The organism is Acinetobacter sp. 70_2, assembly GCF_056736115.1.
In genome coordinates, this window is record NZ_JBWZIP010000015.1 from 416,209 (window position 1) to 432,762 (window position 16,554).

The 16,554-nt window shown below is 38.8% G+C and carries 16 protein-coding genes; 10 read left to right on the top strand and 6 right to left on the bottom strand.

Features of this window, described 5'->3' with window-relative positions; all coding sequences use genetic code 11:
• Positions 1–47: 47 nt before the first annotated feature.
• Entirely contained in the window at positions 48–827 is a 780-nt protein-coding gene (locus AC1PJ9_RS10955; protein WP_002118187.1) for a ferredoxin--NADP reductase, read from the bottom strand.
• A 104-nt stretch (positions 828–931) separates the two neighbouring features.
• On the opposite strand from AC1PJ9_RS10955, the gene tsaA reads away from it, so the two are divergent.
• Positions 932–1,660, top strand: coding sequence for a tRNA (N6-threonylcarbamoyladenosine(37)-N6)-methyltransferase TrmO (tsaA, locus tag AC1PJ9_RS10960; RefSeq protein ID WP_311069503.1), 729 nt, complete (start codon positions 932–934; stop codon positions 1,658–1,660).
• A gap of 9 nt (positions 1,661–1,669) precedes the next feature.
• Here the strand turns inward: tsaA and AC1PJ9_RS10965 are convergent, their stop codons facing one another.
• Positions 1,670–2,938, bottom strand: coding sequence for an MgtC/SapB family protein (locus tag AC1PJ9_RS10965; protein ID WP_311086897.1), 1,269 nt, complete (start codon positions 2,936–2,938; stop codon positions 1,670–1,672).
• 288 nt (positions 2,939–3,226) lie between these two features.
• On the opposite strand from AC1PJ9_RS10965, the gene tfpB reads away from it, so the two are divergent.
• The 4 genes from tfpB to AC1PJ9_RS10985 all read left to right on the top strand — a co-directional run bounded on the left by tfpB (position 3,227) and on the right by AC1PJ9_RS10985 (position 7,540).
• A complete protein-coding gene (gene tfpB / locus AC1PJ9_RS10970; RefSeq protein WP_311086898.1) occupies positions 3,227–4,984 on the top strand; it encodes a type IV pilus assembly ATPase TfpB in 1,758 nt (585 codons plus the stop codon).
• Between the two features lie 75 nt (positions 4,985–5,059).
• Positions 5,060–5,419, top strand: a complete 360-nt coding sequence (locus AC1PJ9_RS10975) for a NirD/YgiW/YdeI family stress tolerance protein (protein WP_263614171.1) — start codon at positions 5,060–5,062, stop codon at positions 5,417–5,419.
• A gap of 103 nt (positions 5,420–5,522) precedes the next feature.
• Complete coding sequence (locus tag AC1PJ9_RS10980; protein WP_311086899.1) at positions 5,523–6,185, top strand: response regulator transcription factor; 663 nt, start codon at positions 5,523–5,525, stop codon at positions 6,183–6,185.
• Positions 6,182–7,540 (top strand): sensor histidine kinase, encoded by a 1,359-nt coding sequence (locus AC1PJ9_RS10985; RefSeq protein ID WP_311086900.1) that lies wholly within the window; start codon positions 6,182–6,184, stop codon positions 7,538–7,540. The genes AC1PJ9_RS10980 and AC1PJ9_RS10985 overlap by 4 nt, the downstream gene beginning before the upstream one ends.
• A 65-nt stretch (positions 7,541–7,605) precedes the next feature.
• Here the strand turns inward: AC1PJ9_RS10985 and hemP are convergent, their stop codons facing one another.
• Positions 7,606–7,776, bottom strand: coding sequence for a hemin uptake protein HemP (hemP, locus tag AC1PJ9_RS10990; protein ID WP_000993415.1), 171 nt, complete (start codon positions 7,774–7,776; stop codon positions 7,606–7,608).
• 136 nt (positions 7,777–7,912) lie between these two features.
• On the opposite strand from hemP, the gene AC1PJ9_RS10995 reads away from it, so the two are divergent.
• Positions 7,913–8,815, top strand: coding sequence for an NUDIX domain-containing protein (locus AC1PJ9_RS10995; protein WP_263614168.1), 903 nt, complete (start codon positions 7,913–7,915; stop codon positions 8,813–8,815).
• A gap of 22 nt (positions 8,816–8,837) precedes the next feature.
• Here the strand turns inward: AC1PJ9_RS10995 and AC1PJ9_RS11000 are convergent, their stop codons facing one another.
• Together AC1PJ9_RS11000 and mrcB are read right to left on the bottom strand one after the other, a co-directional pair.
• Positions 8,838–9,389 carry a tetratricopeptide repeat protein gene (locus AC1PJ9_RS11000; RefSeq protein ID WP_311086901.1) on the bottom strand — a complete coding sequence of 184 codons (552 nt, stop codon included), beginning with the start codon at positions 9,387–9,389 and terminating at the stop codon, positions 8,838–8,840.
• A 20-nt stretch (positions 9,390–9,409) separates the two neighbouring features.
• On the bottom strand, positions 9,410–11,806 hold the full coding sequence (gene mrcB / locus AC1PJ9_RS11005) for a penicillin-binding protein 1B (RefSeq protein WP_311086902.1): 2,397 nt from the start codon (positions 11,804–11,806) through the stop codon (positions 9,410–9,412).
• A 185-nt stretch (positions 11,807–11,991) separates the two neighbouring features.
• On the opposite strand from mrcB, the gene AC1PJ9_RS11010 reads away from it, so the two are divergent.
• From AC1PJ9_RS11010 to AC1PJ9_RS11020, 3 genes are all read left to right on the top strand, one after another.
• Positions 11,992–12,900 (top strand): NAD(+) kinase, encoded by a 909-nt coding sequence (locus AC1PJ9_RS11010; RefSeq protein WP_002049094.1) that lies wholly within the window; start codon positions 11,992–11,994, stop codon positions 12,898–12,900.
• On the top strand, positions 12,897–13,169 hold the full coding sequence (locus tag AC1PJ9_RS11015) for a YeaC family protein (RefSeq protein ID WP_004643467.1): 273 nt from the start codon (positions 12,897–12,899) through the stop codon (positions 13,167–13,169). The genes AC1PJ9_RS11010 and AC1PJ9_RS11015 overlap by 4 nt, the downstream gene beginning before the upstream one ends.
• Positions 13,170–13,231: 62 nt before the next feature.
• Positions 13,232–13,639, top strand: a complete 408-nt coding sequence (locus tag AC1PJ9_RS11020) for a hypothetical protein (protein ID WP_311086903.1) — start codon at positions 13,232–13,234, stop codon at positions 13,637–13,639.
• A 38-nt stretch (positions 13,640–13,677) separates the two neighbouring features.
• On the opposite strand, the gene AC1PJ9_RS11025 is transcribed toward AC1PJ9_RS11020, so the two are convergent.
• Positions 13,678–14,673 carry a glycosyl transferase family protein gene (locus AC1PJ9_RS11025; RefSeq protein WP_311069307.1) on the bottom strand — a complete coding sequence of 332 codons (996 nt, stop codon included), beginning with the start codon at positions 14,671–14,673 and terminating at the stop codon, positions 13,678–13,680.
• A gap of 500 nt (positions 14,674–15,173) precedes the next feature.
• On the opposite strand from AC1PJ9_RS11025, the gene AC1PJ9_RS11030 reads away from it, so the two are divergent.
• Positions 15,174–16,529, top strand: coding sequence for a dicarboxylate/amino acid:cation symporter (locus AC1PJ9_RS11030; protein WP_002049312.1), 1,356 nt, complete (start codon positions 15,174–15,176; stop codon positions 16,527–16,529).
• Positions 16,530–16,554 lie beyond the last annotated feature (25 nt).

Here is a 16,554-nt window from a genome sequence, read left to right on the forward strand (position 1 = left end):
TATAAAAAAACCGAGGACTTAGCCTCGGTTTTTTATTTAGAAAAATCTTATTTTTCTACGAACGCACGCTCAATCACGTAATCGCCCATCTCACCCATACGAGGTGATTCAACTAAACCATGTTGGTCAAGTAATGCAGCCACGTCTTTTAAGAATGCAGGGCTACCGCAAAGCATTGCACGGTCAGTTTCACGGTTAAAACGTGGTAAACCGATTTTTTCAAATAAAGCACCAGTTTCAATTGCTGTTGTTACACGGCCTTGCGTGTGGAAAGGCTCACGAGTAACAGTAGGGTAGTAAACAAGTTTGTCTTTAATACCTAATTCTTCAAAGAATTCATGGTTTGGTAATTCGTTCAAGATTAGGTCTTGATACGCTAATTCAGAAATATAGCGTGTACCATGAACAACGATTACTTTTTCAAAGCGTTCGTAAGTTTCTGGGTCACGAATAATTGATAAGAATGGCGCAAGACCAGTACCAGAAGATAAAAGGTATAAGTTTTTACCTGGTAAAAGGTCATCATGAACCAATGTACCTGTTGGTTTTTTAGAAACTAAAATTTCGTCACCAACTTGTACTTTTTGCAAAATCGAAGTTAAAGGACCGTCTTGTACTTTAATTGAGAAGAACTCTAACTCTTCTTCGTAGTTCGCACTTGCAATCGAATATGCACGCATTAACGGTTTGCCATTCACTTCAAGTCCGATCATTACGAACTGACCATTTTTAAAACGTAAGCTGGTGTCGCGTGTAGTTTTAAAACTGAAAAGGGTGTCATTCCAGTGGTGCACATGAGTAATGCGTTCAACGTTAAAAGCAGCCATTAAAGGTCTCGATCACGATTAAAAGAAAACAGATAGCTATTCTAATATAATTTCATTCCCGATAAACTGAATATATTTAATTGTGTTTATAAGAAAAAGTGATGATGAATTCTGTCACCCTTCCAATAGTCGGGCACATGTGCTCACCTTTTCGAGAAAAATTTGGTATTCCACGCCAACCTAATTTGGTCAATATCGAGTCTTATATCGAAATGGTAGAACCTTATAATGACTTATTGGCTTTTGAGGGAATTGAACAATTTAGTCATCTCTGGCTCATCTGGCAGTTTCATGACAATAAAAATCAGGAGACTGCAACTAAGTTTCGGCCTCAGGTTCGCCCACCACGATTAGGTGGTAATGAAAAAATTGGTGTGTTTGCAACACGCAGCATGTATCGTCCAGCGCCTGTGGGTTTATCTGTAGTACGTTTAAAAAAGGTTGAAAAAGTCGGTAAGTCATTAAGAGTGTATGTTACTGGCAGTGATTTATTAAATGGCACGCCAATTTTAGATATTAAACCTTATATTCAATATTCAGATGCCATTGTTGATGCTCAAAGTGGCTATGCACAAGCTGAACCAGAACGAAAGCAAGTCATCTGGTCGGAAAGTGCACTCACTACCCAGCAATATCTTTTAAAGAATAAAAAAATTAACGGGCAATATCTGGATGAATTAGAGCAAGTACTGGCTTTAGACCCAAGGCCTGCCTATCAAGAAGACCCTGAACGAGTCTATAAAATGAAGTTTTCTAATTTTGATATTCATTTTAAAGTGAATGATAATGTAATTACAGTTATGGATGTGGTGGAAGATACTTCGTGTGTTTAAAAGTAAGACTTAAAACCAATGTATGTTCATCCATAGCAGGCTAATCAATATTGCTATGTGAATCAGTTGGGCAGGAACAAAAGCAAGGGCGTAGTGTATTCCACCTGAAATAGCTGAGTTAATGCTCTTAGCAATCGCATGCACAGCAAAACCGCCCATAAAAGCAATGAGTAGTGAGGTATGAGCGTTATTCGGTTCTCCTTGTACAATCACTGCTGCAATTGCTGCATGTATTTCAAACAAAGAAGCGAGTAGAGTCCCAGCGATTAAACCAGCATCTCCTAAATATAGACTTAGACCATAAACACCAATCTGAATGAGTGTGAGTGTTCCCGCAATAATCACGGCTTCTTTTAAGCTGAACATTCTGGAGTCTAATTCGGCTGAAGTCGTACTTGGTTCTGCTTTACGTAATAAAATAAAAGCCCACACTGCTAAAAAAGCCAATGCAATGAGTGTAGGAAATATAATGAATTTGAACCATGCTAAGCTAATTCCAACCACAATAATTAAGGTCTGAATGAGTGTGGAAACGCATGACATCAATGCTGCACCTGCATTTGTTTTTGCATTTGCACGACCAGAACGGACTTCTAAACCTAGACTTGCGATAGTGGCTGTACTTGAAACGAAACCAGAGGCTAAGGAAGAGAGTAATAAAGCATTTTTAGAAGATAAAAGCCGCTTTGCAATATGTGCGAGCGCTTGCACAAATAAAATCAAAGTCAGTAATTTTAAAATGACATGTGGGTTTAAAACTGGCCCCCAAAAAGGTTTATTGGGGACTAAGGGTAAGGCAATTAAAAGTAGGGCAAGTAAAAAAATCCCGTCACGTAATTCCGATTCGGTAATCCATTGACTGGCAATACCATGCATAGATTGTTTTGCTAATAAAATAATCGTCATGATGACGGCGAGTCCCGCAGCTAACGAGATATTCCAAATACAAAGCGCCCCGATGAAGTAAGTCATAATAAATGCGAGTTCGGTAGTCACGCCTGGGTCATTCGGCTGATTTTTAAGGGAGACAATGCTGATCGCGCCAATAAGTAGAGCGCCTACAATTCCAATTTCTGTACCAAATAAAAAACAGATTGCACCGAGTAGGGAACTAATTGCAAAAGAACGAAAACCTGCAAAAGTTTTATATTCATGTTTGAGCTTGCTTCTTTCACGTTCCAGACCAATTAATAACCCGCAGCCCAATGCCGCAGCAATAATGGTGATAAATTCTTCAAATGATGCAGTTTGTAATGACGTTGTCATTGGAAGATTCATAATACTTCCTCATTGGTTTATTGTTATATACAGAAGTTAATCATTTTTAAATCATATATTCATGTCCAGTTTATGCTTTTTATTGTATTGAGCCTAGTCTCTTTTTTAGTCAAACTCTCACAATAAATATTTTTATAAATATGATCTACGACACAAAAAAATACCAAGTTGAGAATTGGTTTAAATAATTGAAGTTAAAAGATATTTAAAAGCTAAATTTGAAGATTTCTAGACCAGTTAAATCTAAAACATCTCTGCTATATTATAAAAATATATTGGGGATAACACATGAATGCACATGTAGAAATAGACGCACATTGGTGTCTAGAACAATTATTACAAGAAGGTCGTATTACTGAGCGTGACAAATTACTAGTACAAACGACAAATAGACAAAAAGATCAACTGAAATGGCATCCATTACAGTGGATTGCACATTTTAATTTAAAAGACCAACACCACGTACAAGCGCATTTAAGTTTAAACCGTCTGTGCCAATGGTTTGCCGATCGAGCACAATTACCTTTATTTGTGATCGATCCTTTAAAGGCTGATGTCAGCGCTTTAACTCAAGTCATGTCACAAGAGTTTGCGATTCGAAACCACATTTTAGCTGTAGAAGTCCATGCGGACCGAATTGTGATAGGAACAGACCAGCCTTTTCAAACAGACTGGCTAAACAATTTGGAACGAAGTTTAGCACCGAAAAAAATTGAACGGGTATTCCTTAATCCTGAGCAGTTACAACGTTACTTACGAGAATATTATCAGGTTAGCCGTGCAGTAAACTCAGCTCAGAAAGATGCAGCTCATGACCGTGATAACAAAGGGGTAGAAGCGCTTTTACAACTTGGTGATAGCCAAAACCCTGATGCCAATGATCAACATATTGTAAAATTGGTTGACTGGATTTTACAGTTTGCGTTTGAACAAAGCGCCAGTGACATTCACATGGAACCACGCAAAGACAATGGTAAAGTTCGGTTTCGTATAGATGGCGTTTTACACACCATTTATAACATGCCTTCAAATACACTGACCGCCGTGATTTCCCGAATTAAAATTTTAGGGCGGTTAAATGTTGCGGAAAAGCGTAAACCGCAAGATGGTCGCTTAAAAACACGGACACCGAAAGGACAAGAAACCGAGCTACGTTTATCGACCTTGCCAACTGCATTTGGCGAAAAACTGGTGATGCGTATTTTCGATCCAGATGTACTGGTACGTTCCTTTCAGCAATTGGGTTTTGACCAGTCATTGCTGCAACAATGGCAGCGTATTACACAAAATAGTCATGGCATTATTTTAGTCACGGGGCCAACAGGTTCGGGTAAAACCACAACGCTATATTCTTCTTTAAAGCAACTCGCAACTGATCAAGTCAATGTCTGTACCATTGAAGACCCGATTGAAATGCTAGAACCTAGTTTTAACCAAATGCAGGTCAATAATGCAATTGATCTAGGTTTTGCCGATGGCGTGCGTGCTTTAATGCGACAAGACCCCGACATTATTATGATTGGGGAAATTCGTGACCAAGACACTGCAAATATGGCTATTCAGGCAGCACTCACAGGGCATTTGGTATTATCAACTTTACATACCAATGATGCACCGTCTAGTTTGACTCGTTTGCATGATTTAGGTGTGCAACCATTTCTGACAGCAGCAACTATTTTAGGTGTATTGGCACAGCGCTTAGTGCGACAGCTTTGCCCGCACTGTAAGCAACAGACTCATATTAATGAAGATGAATGGCAACACCTAACCTTTGACTACATTATGGAAATGCCAGAAAAAGTTTATCAAGCAGTAGGGTGTGAACAGTGCCGACATACTGGTTATAAAGGTCGAGTCGGTATTTATGAGTTTATGCCTGTTAGTCTTGAGCTTAAGCATCTGATTGGTAGTCATGCGACATTAAATGAATTAAGAAGCCAAACGAAAAAAGAAAGTGTAGAGCCTTTGAGAATTGCTGGAGCGCATAAAGTCATAGAAGGGCTTACCACTTTAGAAGAGGTGTTACGCGTTGTACCTTTAAATTAAATTTTTCTTAAGATTCACCTCATCTATGCTTGTTGTACTTATGTCATTCCAAGATGTAATCAAATAGGTGATTTTATGAAAATATTTAAAGTGATCTTGATGACTGCTGGTTTGGCAACTGCTGGCATGGTTATGGCAAATATACCCTTGAACCATGCAGCAATTACTCCAGCAACCGTAACGACTGTTAAGCAAGCTTTAACAGCGAAAGACAATACGCCTGTAAAACTGCATGGCCAAGTGGTGAAATCTTTAGGGGATGAAAAATATCAGTTCCGTGATAAAACGGGCACTATTACCATTGATGTAGATGATGAACTTTGGCAAGGTCATCCTATTTCCCCAACAACTAATATTGGTCTGGTGGGTGAAGTAGATATAGACCTTAAACCGTTAAAACGTGTAGAAATTGATGTAGAACAAGTCCAGTTCTAATATTGGATTTTACATATACCATTTATAGCCGCACGAATGATGCGGCTTTGCTTTTTTAATAAAGGCTTGGCAAGATCAAGTCAGAATATAATAGGAAAAATAGATGAGAATTTTGCTTGCAGAAGATGATCGCTCTCAAGCGGAAAGTATTCAATCTTGGTTAGAGTTAGATGGTTATCAAGTCGATTGGGTTGAAAGAGGCGATTATGCGCTTACTGCCATTGAGCAGCATGACTATGACTGTATTTTGCTTGATCGAGGCCTACCGCAACTCGCGGGTGAAAAAGTTCTAACCACAATCCGTTATAAACAAAAAAATGTACCTGTCATTTTTATTACAGCACGTGACAGCATTCAGGACCGAGTAGAGGGGCTAGATTTAGGTGCAAATGACTACTTAGTTAAACCTTTTAGCTTAGAAGAGTTATCAGCCCGTATCCGCGCTCAATTACGCAAACAAACTTTGAGCCAGCAATCGGTTTTAACATGGGGAGATTTACACCTCGATACTCAAGCGAAAGTTGTATTATTTGCTGGCAATTCGATCGATTTAACAGCAAAAGAGTTCCAAATCTTACGCAAGTTGATGGTTCATCCTGAACATATTATTACTCGTGATCAACTAGAAGAAGCGCTCTACGCATGGGGTGACGAGATTGAAAGTAATGCGATAGAAGTTTTTATTTATCAACTTCGAAAAAAAATCGGAAGTGGCAGTATTAAAACCATACGGGGACTAGGCTACCGTATGGGAGATTTAAAATGAAATCGAATCGTTCCTCTTTGCAATCCCAACTGGTTAAAACCACCATGTGGAGCAGCATCGTGGTGGGGCTGCTCGCTTTAAGCTTACTCACCATATTTTCGATTTATCACAACATGTCAGTACAAGATGAAATCATGGATGAAATTTCAGATACCTTGCTGGTTTCTGATCTTTCTAAACATTCTATGAAACAGTTTGACGAGCTCAGTGATGAATTTGATATTCAATATGAATTATTAAACTCTGGTCAATTGCTTACTCATTCTCATACCTATCAACACGAACTTTTTGAACAAGGCAATTTATCAAAAGGTTTTTCATACTTTTGGTTCGATGGTCAGTTATGGCGTAGTCTGGCCACACAACAAAAAGATTCAGAGCTGCAAGTTGAAGTCTTTCAGCCCATGAGTACTCGTGTAGAAGAGGTACTTAAAGCTCTTGCTGGATATAGCGGTCTTATGGTTTTGTTCTGGTTATTACAATGGGTGATTGTAAGTTGGCGTACCGAACAACAATTGGCAGCTCTCAATCTACTCTCTAAACGTATTGCTCAAAAAACTGCATCAAATTTAGAACCTATTCAAGACCCAGATGTCATTACAGAAATTCAACCGGTCATAGATGCTTTAAACCAGTTACTGGCAAGACTTCAAAGAGCACTTGTTGCCGAACAGCGCTTTACTGCAGATGCTTCGCATGAGTTACGTTCTCCGTTATCTGCCATACAAATGCGCCTTCAGGTTTTACAACGCAAATATCAGCATGTTCCAGAGCTTGACCAAGACTTTGAACGCATCCAAGAAGACGTTTCAAGAAGTACAAAAATTCTTGAAAATTTACTCCTTCTGGCACGTCTGGAGCCTAATGAAACAGAGCAACCGGAACTCTTTAAGAGTGTCATTGATTTAAACCATGTATTGGCTCGAGTAGTTGAAACTGTAAATATTGATGCACAAGCCAAACAAATGGTGATTGAGACAAATATTTTGTCAAATGAAACCAAAATGTTTGCGAACGAAGAATTACTGTTTATTGCCTTTAGAAATCTATTTGATAACGCTATTCGCTATAGTCCTACTTTGGGATTTATTCATGTTGAACTGAGTCAGTCCCAGCAACAACTGAAAATTTCTATAGAAGACACTGGAAATGGCGTAGATGATGAAGTTTTAAGACGTCTAGGACAGCGTTTTTTTCGCGTATTAGGTACACAGCAGCAAGGCTCAGGATTAGGGCTATCAATTACTAAAAAAATTATTCAACTCCATGGTGGAGAACTGCAATTTATGCATGCAAGCCAAGGTGGTTTAAAAGTTGAAGTGACATTGCCTTTTAATTATGAAATACAAAAATAGCATGGTTGCCCATGCTATCCATTTTTTGTTTTCCCACGAATATTATTGAAACGCGAGGATCGTTCTTATTTAGTTAAAATGAGACGGTTATTGCGAGTAAGGCGTAAGCGGTATTCCTCGCCAGCATGCATAATTCGAATTTCACGACCTAATGCAAATAGGTTGTTAGAATGTAGCATTGGTAAGGCATGAGCTGAGTCAGTGTTACGAGTAAATAAGCTAAAAGGTGCGTTCATTTGTTGTGCTCCGTGGTATATTCTTGAATGATTTAAATGATAATCATTATCGAATAGATCTGTCAATGAGATTTTAAAGAATTTATAAATTGATAAAATTTGCTTACACTTGAGAAAAATTTGAGTGAGTAGAACAATGCCTAAACCGATCGTCGATGTCGCAATAGCCATCTTAATTCATCGCGGAAAAATATTAATTGGATGGCGTGGAGAACAGCAGCATCAAGGTGGAAAGCATGAGTTTCCTGGAGGAAAGGTTGAGCAGGGTGAAACACCAGAAGAAGCTTGCCGCCGTGAAATTTATGAAGAAGTCGGTATTGGTTTAAAAGATTGGCATCAATTTGATTATATTCACCATGAATATGATGACATTATCGTCAACCTTCATTTGTTTCATAGCTATGTGCCTGATGAATTATTAAATCTTATTCATCAGCCTTGGACATGGTACACACGTGAACAGTTACTTCAATTAAACTTCCCGAAAGCCAATAAAGACATTATTAAAAGATTGTATTGGCCGCATTTTATTAAAATTAGTCCCACGCTGACTCCAGCCGAAAATGATGACACTTTAGTGTATTGGCGTAATGAAAAAGAGAGTTTTGATCAGGCAGATCTAGAAAAATTAGCTCTTTTAGATACAGATCAGCTTTCAAAATTAATCGTGAATATCGATGTTTGGCACAAGCTAAAACCTGAGTTAAAAAGTCATATAAAAACGGTTCATCTTAAGCAGTCTCAATTAATGAGTTTGCATAAAGGCGACTTAGAGGTGGGAGTACGTTTTATTGCTGCTTGTCACGATGCAGTTTCTTTACAGCATGCTCAGCAAATTGGCTGTGATGCTGTTTTTGTAAGTCCTGTCAAAGTAACAGAAACCCATCCAGACGCTAGCGCATTAGGATGGGATCGTTTAACTGACTTGATTGAGAAATGCCAGATTCCCGTATTTGCTTTGGGAGGCATGAGTCCTGATGATTTAGCTACAGCACAGCAACATGGTGCGTATGGCTTGGCAGGTATTCGTAATTTTTAATAAGACATAAAAGTATTAAAAGCTAGAGCGCTTTTAATGCTTGCTGTGCTTCCTGAACAGTTTTTGGGTTATTACGCTGTTGACCAGCTTTTAAAATGGTTAGCCAAAGCTGTTTTTTCATTGCTTGGCTCTGAGCAAAGCTTAAACCACGTCTAGCAAGAGACTCAGCATTAGCATATTGCTGTTTATGATTTGCCGTGAGTGCAAGAAATAAATAAGTCTCAGCCGCCTGTGGTGCTAAACGCTGCGCTTGAAGGGCATAGCGCTCAGCCTCCGACCATTGCTGGTTTTTGTAAGCTTGCTCAGTTTTTTGCATTAATGTTTTAAAAGCAGGTAACTGGCTTCCATCATCATTAAAGCGTTGGGACTTTTTCTGCTGAGGAACAATCACTTGTAAACTTTTACGTTGAATATCTGGATGATCATAAGGTGTAATTTTTACACCAGATGGCGTCTCAGTATTCTTTTTCTCGGTAACAGGCGGTGTTTTCTCTTTTGGGGCTGAATGATCTGGTAAAGTTGTACAGCCGACCATAAGTACAGCACCAATATAAAAAACACCTTTCTTTAACATATCCTGTTTCCTGTCAACGCTTACTTGTTATAACTACCACTAGAAATCACATGTGAGTTATTCGACAGATCTTGTTCCATCTGGTTTTCACTCTCACGAATATAGCTATCGCTATTATCCGGTTGAGAAGCTGGTGCTGTGTTATCACTTTGTGGTGCGTATGTTGGATCAACTTGATAATACGGTGCTCCACATGGCGTAGCACGATGTGGAACTGTATGTGTCAGCATAGGGATATACATCGCACCAGCACAAGCCTGTGCCGATAAATCACCTGTTGCATGGTCAATCCATTGCCACTGTACAGTGTCTGGCTGACGTAAATTTACCGGTGTTTGACGTAATTGTTTCATCACATTAATCCACACCGGCAATGCACCAGATGAACCTGTTAAGCCAGTCACTTTGTTGTCATCTAGACCTAACCATACTACAGCGACATGGTTACCCGAATAACCGGCAAACCATGAGTCACGTGTATCGTTAGTCGTACCTGATTTACCAGCCAATTTTAACGCAGGAGGTAAGCTATTGTACGCTGCGCGGCCCGTACCTGAAGACATGACCTGTTGAAGGCCGTAGTTCATGATATAGCCAACAGATGGATCAATCGTTTGTTGTACATTTAGGCCATAACGATCAAGTAAACGACCATTGGCATCTACCACAGAGCGAATCGCACGAGTTGGATATTTGAAACCACCTGTAGCGAAGTTTTCATAAATACCGAGTACTTCCATTGGCGACATATTAACTGCACCAAGGAAAATAGAAGGGTAGGCAGGAATTGGTGATTCAACGCCAAATTTTCTTAAGTTATTGGTAAATGTAGATAACCCAAATTCTTGACCTATACGAACAGCAGAAAGGTTATAAGAGTTTGCTAAGGCTTCACTTAAACTTACAATGCCATGACCACCGCCACTATAGTTTTTCGGTGTCCAACTTTTACCGCCGTCTACAGGAATACTGATTGGTGCGTCTTCAATTTTACTTGCCCAGTTATAACGGCCAGACTCAATTGCACTTAAATAAATCACTGGCTTCAATAAAGAACCGACTTGACGTTTTGCATCTAAGGTACGGTTAAAGCCAGTAAAGTCTTGAGTTGAGCCAACGGCTGCAATTAACTCGCCATTTTCAGGATGTGCAATCAGTACTGCACCTTGCAAGTTTTTCAAGCGGGCAGGGTTGCTTTGAGTCAGACGTTCTACAGAAGCTTTAAATGCATCTTGAACTTGAGTTTGAGCAATAGGGTCCAAGGTCGTAAAAATACGTAATCCTTGATTGGTTAAATCGCTTTCTTGATATTCGGTACGTAACTGACGACGCACAATATCTAAGAAGTCAGGGAATTTTGCAGGACCTAAGCTTGGTTTGCTCAGTACATTTAAAGGACGTGCGATTTCAGTTTCATATTCTGCTTGAGTTAAATAACCCATTACACGCATGTTATTTAAAACTGTATCACGACGATTTTTTGCGCCTTCAGGGTTTTTCCAAGGGTTATATAAAGATGGACCTTGAACCAAACCGACTAAATAAGCTTGTTGCGCGACATTCAGTTCACGAAGTGGTAAACCAAAATAAAACTGTGAAGCCAAGCCATAACCATTAATTGAATAGTTACCGTTTTGGCCTAAATTTACTTCATTTAAATAAGCTTCTAAAATTTCATCTTTGCTGTAATGCAATTCAATGAGTAAAGCCATTAGGGCTTCATTCACTTTACGTTTTAATGTGCGTTCAGGTGTTAAATAAAAATTCTTAACTAACTGTTGTGTCAGGGTTGAACCACCTTGGCGACGTCCTCCAGTTACATTACTCACCAAAGCACGGGCCGTACCACGAATTGAAATACCGTGGTGGTGGTAGAAATTACGGTCTTCTGTAGAAATTAAAGCTTCAATGAGGGGTTTAGGAACATTATTGAGTTTGATCAGAACGCGGTCTTCATTATGCTGAGGATAGATCCCCCCAATGAGCATAGGTTCTAAACGAGCCACACCTGTTGAAGAAGGTTTGGTACTGCGTACCTCTGCAACTTGGTCGTTTGCAAAACTAAGTTCTAAAACTTGTTCAGGTTCTACACTATCACCATAGTCGAAACCGCGAGTATGTACATACATGTTGCTACCTTGAGCAACAAAGGTTCCAGACTTGTCATAATTACTTGAAGTTTTGTAACCTAATAATTTTAATTCTTGGGTAAAATTTGCTTGAGTAATAGGTGCATTATTATAAATTTCCAAAGGCCGAGCGAATACTTTGGCAGGAATGTCCCAGCGCTGTCCTTCAAATTTTTCACGGATAATATTATCTAAACGAATCAGATAGATACTAAGAGCAATAAAAGCACCAATCACCAATATGGAAAAAATTAGTGCGAAGAAACCGATACCACGTTCAAACTTCATATAAATGAGATAAAACCCTAAACAATACGTTAATGATGCGATAGCTTGTCATCAATTTGCAATGATAAAACTGTGAATAAATGGAAAACTTAGATTGAATTTTACAGCATCTTGTTGTTATGTTTTTTTAAATTAATCAGGTTAATGTTATGATAGCGTAGAATCGCAGCGGAGCTTACTCATTCGTGCAAATTTCACATAAGTCCTTCAGAAACGTCGGGTTAATTGGTCGACCGGATAAATCATCAGTTGTAGAAACACTATGTTTAATTCATGACCATTTGTTAAGTTTAGGCCTAAACCCCATTTTTGATCAGGAAACTGCCGAATTAGTGCCCTATGATCATGCACAAGTTGTTAGTCGTCACTTATTAGGTGAAGTTGCTGATCTGGTGATTGTAGTCGGTGGAGATGGTTCTTTACTTCATGCAGCTAGAGCTTTAGTTCGCTACAATACACCTGTCATTGGTATTAACCGTGGGCGTTTAGGATTTTTAACAGATATTAAGCCTGCGGAAGCTATTTTTAAGCTTGATCAGGTTCTACAAGGTCATTTCCAACTTGATCGCCGTTTCTTGCTTGAAATGGAAGTACGTACCAATGGCGAAGTCATTTATGACGCAATTGCTTTAAATGATGTCGTACTACACTCAGGTAAGTCGGTACATATGATCGACTTTGAACTCAATATTGATGGTCAATATGTTTACCGTCAGCATAGTGATGGTTTAATTGTGTCGACACCGACAGGATCAACTGCTTATGCATTGTCGGGTGGTGGTCCAATTTTACATCCGAGTATGGATGCGATTGCATTAGTCCCTATGCACCCCCATACATTATCTTCACGCCCAATCGTAGTTGGTGGGCAAAGTGAAATTAAAATTGTTATTCGCGAAAATCGAGTGTTACCGATGGTGAGTGCAGATGGTCAACACAGTGTATCGCTCAATGTTGGCGACAGTTTGCACATCCGTAAACACCCATTTAAATTAAGTTTATTACACCCACCAGGTTATGATTTCTATATGGCTTGTCGTACCAAACTGGGTTGGAACCAAGATTTTGAATCTTTTCAAAGAGATGAATCATGAATATTGAACAAATGCTATCTGTTTTAAACCCTGAAATTGTAGAGCGTTTAAAAACAGCAGTAGAAATTGGTAAATGGCCAAATGGTGTTGTTTTAACGAAAGAACAGCGCGAAACATGTATGCAAGCTGTGATTGCTTGGGAGTTAAAGAACTTACCGGAAGAACAGCGTAGTGGTTATATTGACCGCGGAACGAAAGAAGAGGGTGAAGAGTGTGATGATGATCATCACAAGCATGAACCTGAGTTTAAACCGATTCGTTTTGTTTAATTTAGGAAGCTCAGTGATTACTGAGCTTTTTTTATGTTTATCAAAATATAATAAAGAATCATATGAAACATTTAAAACCTGTTTACGTACTATTATTTCTCATATTGTTTAGTGGTGCTGCATTGGCCAAACAACCTATTGAGTGTTTACTCAACGTGAAGGTTGTTGCGAGTCAGAAATACACTTCACCTCAAGCTAAATATACAAGTATAAAAAATGACGGTTATCCCATGTTATTGATTGGGATTCAGGTGCTGGAGTCGCAAACAATACATAGCTCCCAAAAGATCAAAACGCATCATTTATATTGTAAGAAACTTATTGGTCAACAACGAGATGCTTATCTTTCGGGTCCCTACGATTCTAAGAAGATTACAATCAAAATAGGCGATCATTTGAAACTAAAAAATATTCATTCTTCAGGTCAGGAATATCCATTTTGGCCAGATTTTTATTATGTTGAGCCTTAAAGCCAAGACTATCCTATATAATCTTGGCCATTCGTATTTTAGAAACGACTATTCCACAACGCTTTGGCTTTATCCATTGCATCATCATAGCTATTGACTACCCCCATGGTATATAACGCAATACCCATGGTTTCTGTTACTGCCATTTCACCATATTCATGATGCTGCTGACCAAGCCAGACAGCTTTAAACGTCGCTAAATCTAACTCTTCTTCAATTGGGCTACGTTCAGGCGTAAGCTTTGGTAACTCATGTTCATAGAGTTCACCATTTTTAATACCGCAAATCAGTGTTTTAGCATCGGGGTTTCGCTCAAATTCACCGCCTTCACCTTTAATGACTGCACTATTTTGATAGCCTAAGCGAAGCGCACTATGCTGATGAGAGGTTCTATATGCTGGATGGAATATCGCTTGTAAGGTGGCTTTCGCATTAAATGGATTAATCAGACGGGCTAGAGTATGAATAGGAGAGCGTAAACCCATGACATTTCTTAAAGAAATTAAATCACTTAAAACAGGTGAAATTACTTCTAAAGGTAAATAAGCAAAATTCTGTTCAGCCAATTGTGTGCGGACTTCTTGTTCAGAATGGCAAATTTTATAATCTAAATATTCCAAAACTTGTTCGGTATAGACTCGGTTAATCGTATGTCCAGAAGCGCCGTGCATGACGATTTTATAACCGTGATGAGCAAGTGTCAGGGCAGCCAATAAAAACCAAGGGTAATGTTTACGCTTGCCTGCATAAGATGACCAGTCTAGGTCAACGTCTAAAGGTTGAAAATTAAGTTGGTCTTTGGTGGCTTGTACAAAGCCCGCAAGCTCATCAATAGACTCTTCCTTAACACGTAGAAGCATTAAAAAAGCACCCAACTGAACATCAAGAACTTCGCCTTTTAAAATCATGGTAAAAGCTTGATAAGCTTCTTCATAATTCAGTGATCGAGATCCGGTTTTCCCCTTACCTAAAATACGGACATATTGTGCAAAGGGATGTTCAGCATCTTTATAGATATTACGTTTAGTATTCATGGCAATTCAAAACAGTAAAAATAAGGGGGTAGGCAGCTCAAAATGAAATGTCTACAAGGACTTATCAATATGACATAAAAATCTGCTGAAAAAATATCAAAAGTGTTTCTCATACTAAAGTCTTAAGGCTGCATGAGTATTTTTTGTGCGTATTAGCCAAAATTTTAACCGAATCATGATTTAATTCGAGTAAACTTTCATGTGCTTTTTTGAGCACTCATATCATAATTTTCTGTGATTCTCCTATATCTTCAGCTTTTTATTGAAAAAGTAAGAGGTTATTTCTGGCTACTCAAAGTGGTTGGAAACTTCAGGTATTCTCCTGTTTTAGAAAACAGCTTTTTTGTTTTCGTTGAGGTAGTAGGAAGGTTTTTTGTTATTAAAAAACCGTTTCCCTTTTGCGGTGTTCATGTGAAAGGTTAGGGCTGTGTATTCGTAAAGAATAGACGTTTCATTTTGATATTTCCAACGGACTTGGAAATATAGATTGAAGTAAAGTTATGGCTAAAAAACCGATTTATAAATCACTTTATTTTCAGGTGATTATTGCGATTATTGCGGGTGTTTTGGTAGGGCATTTCTCTCCAAGTACAACGCAAATTGTTAATGGTGTCGAACATCATATTCCAGGTTTAGGTGAGCAACTCAAGCCATTAGGTGATGCTTTTATTCGTTTGATTAAAATGATCATCGCACCTGTTATTTTCTGTACAGTGGTCAGTGGTATTGCTGGTATGGAAAGTATGAAGTCAGTTGGTAAAACTGGCGGTGTTGCGTTGTTATACTTCGAGATCGTTTCAACAATCGCACTTCTGATTGGCCTTGTGGTGATTAATATTGCAAAGCCAGGCGTAGGAATGAATATTGATCCTGCGACTCTGGACACTTCAGGTATCCAAAAATACGTCACTTCTGGTGAGTCACAATCTACCGTTGATTTCTTAATGCATATCATCCCAGATACAGTGGTGGGTGCATTTGCAAATGGTGAAATCTTACAGGTCCTTCTTTTTGCAATTCTATTTGGCTTTGCACTGCATAAGTTAGGTGATGCAGGACGTCCGGTATTAAAGTTAATTGATCAAATTGCACATGTGTTCTTTAACATTGTAAATATGATCATGAAGCTTGCTCCACTAGGTGCGTTCGGGGCAATGGCGTTTACCATTGGTAAATATGGTGTGGGTTCACTGGTGCAGCTAGGTCAGCTCATCCTCTGTTTCTACATTACCTGTTTATTATTTATTTTCTTGGTATTAGGAACGATCAGCCGTTTAAGTGGATTTAGTATTCTTAAGATGGTGCGTTTGATTCGTGAAGAACTCTTAATTGTACTCGGTACATCTTCTTCTGAGTCGGTCTTGCCACGTATGCTACGTAAGCTTGAAATCGCAGGTTGTGAAAAGTCTGTGGTTGGTTTAGTCATCCCAACAGGTTATTCATTTAACCTTGATGGTACTTCTATTTATTTGACGATGGCTGCAATCTTTATTGCTCAGGCAACAAATACACAGCTTGATATTCAGCATCAAATTACTTTGCTTTTGGTACTTTTAATTTCATCTAAAGGTGCGGCAGGTGTAACGGGCTCTGGCTTTATTGTTATGGCTGCAACTTTATCTGCAGTAGGTCATATTCCAGTTGCTGGTTTGGCATTGATTTTAGGTATTGACCGTTTCATGTCAGAAGCACGTGCTTTAACGAACTTAGTTGGTAACTCTTTAGCAACGATTGTGGTTGCGAAATGGGTCGGTGCATTAGATAAAGATAAACTAAATGATGCACTGAATAATCCAGATGAAGTAGATAGAAAAATGCTTGAGCAAAAAAGTGTAATTGCTGAGGCATCTCACTAATCATTTATCGTAATAAAAAAGGAGG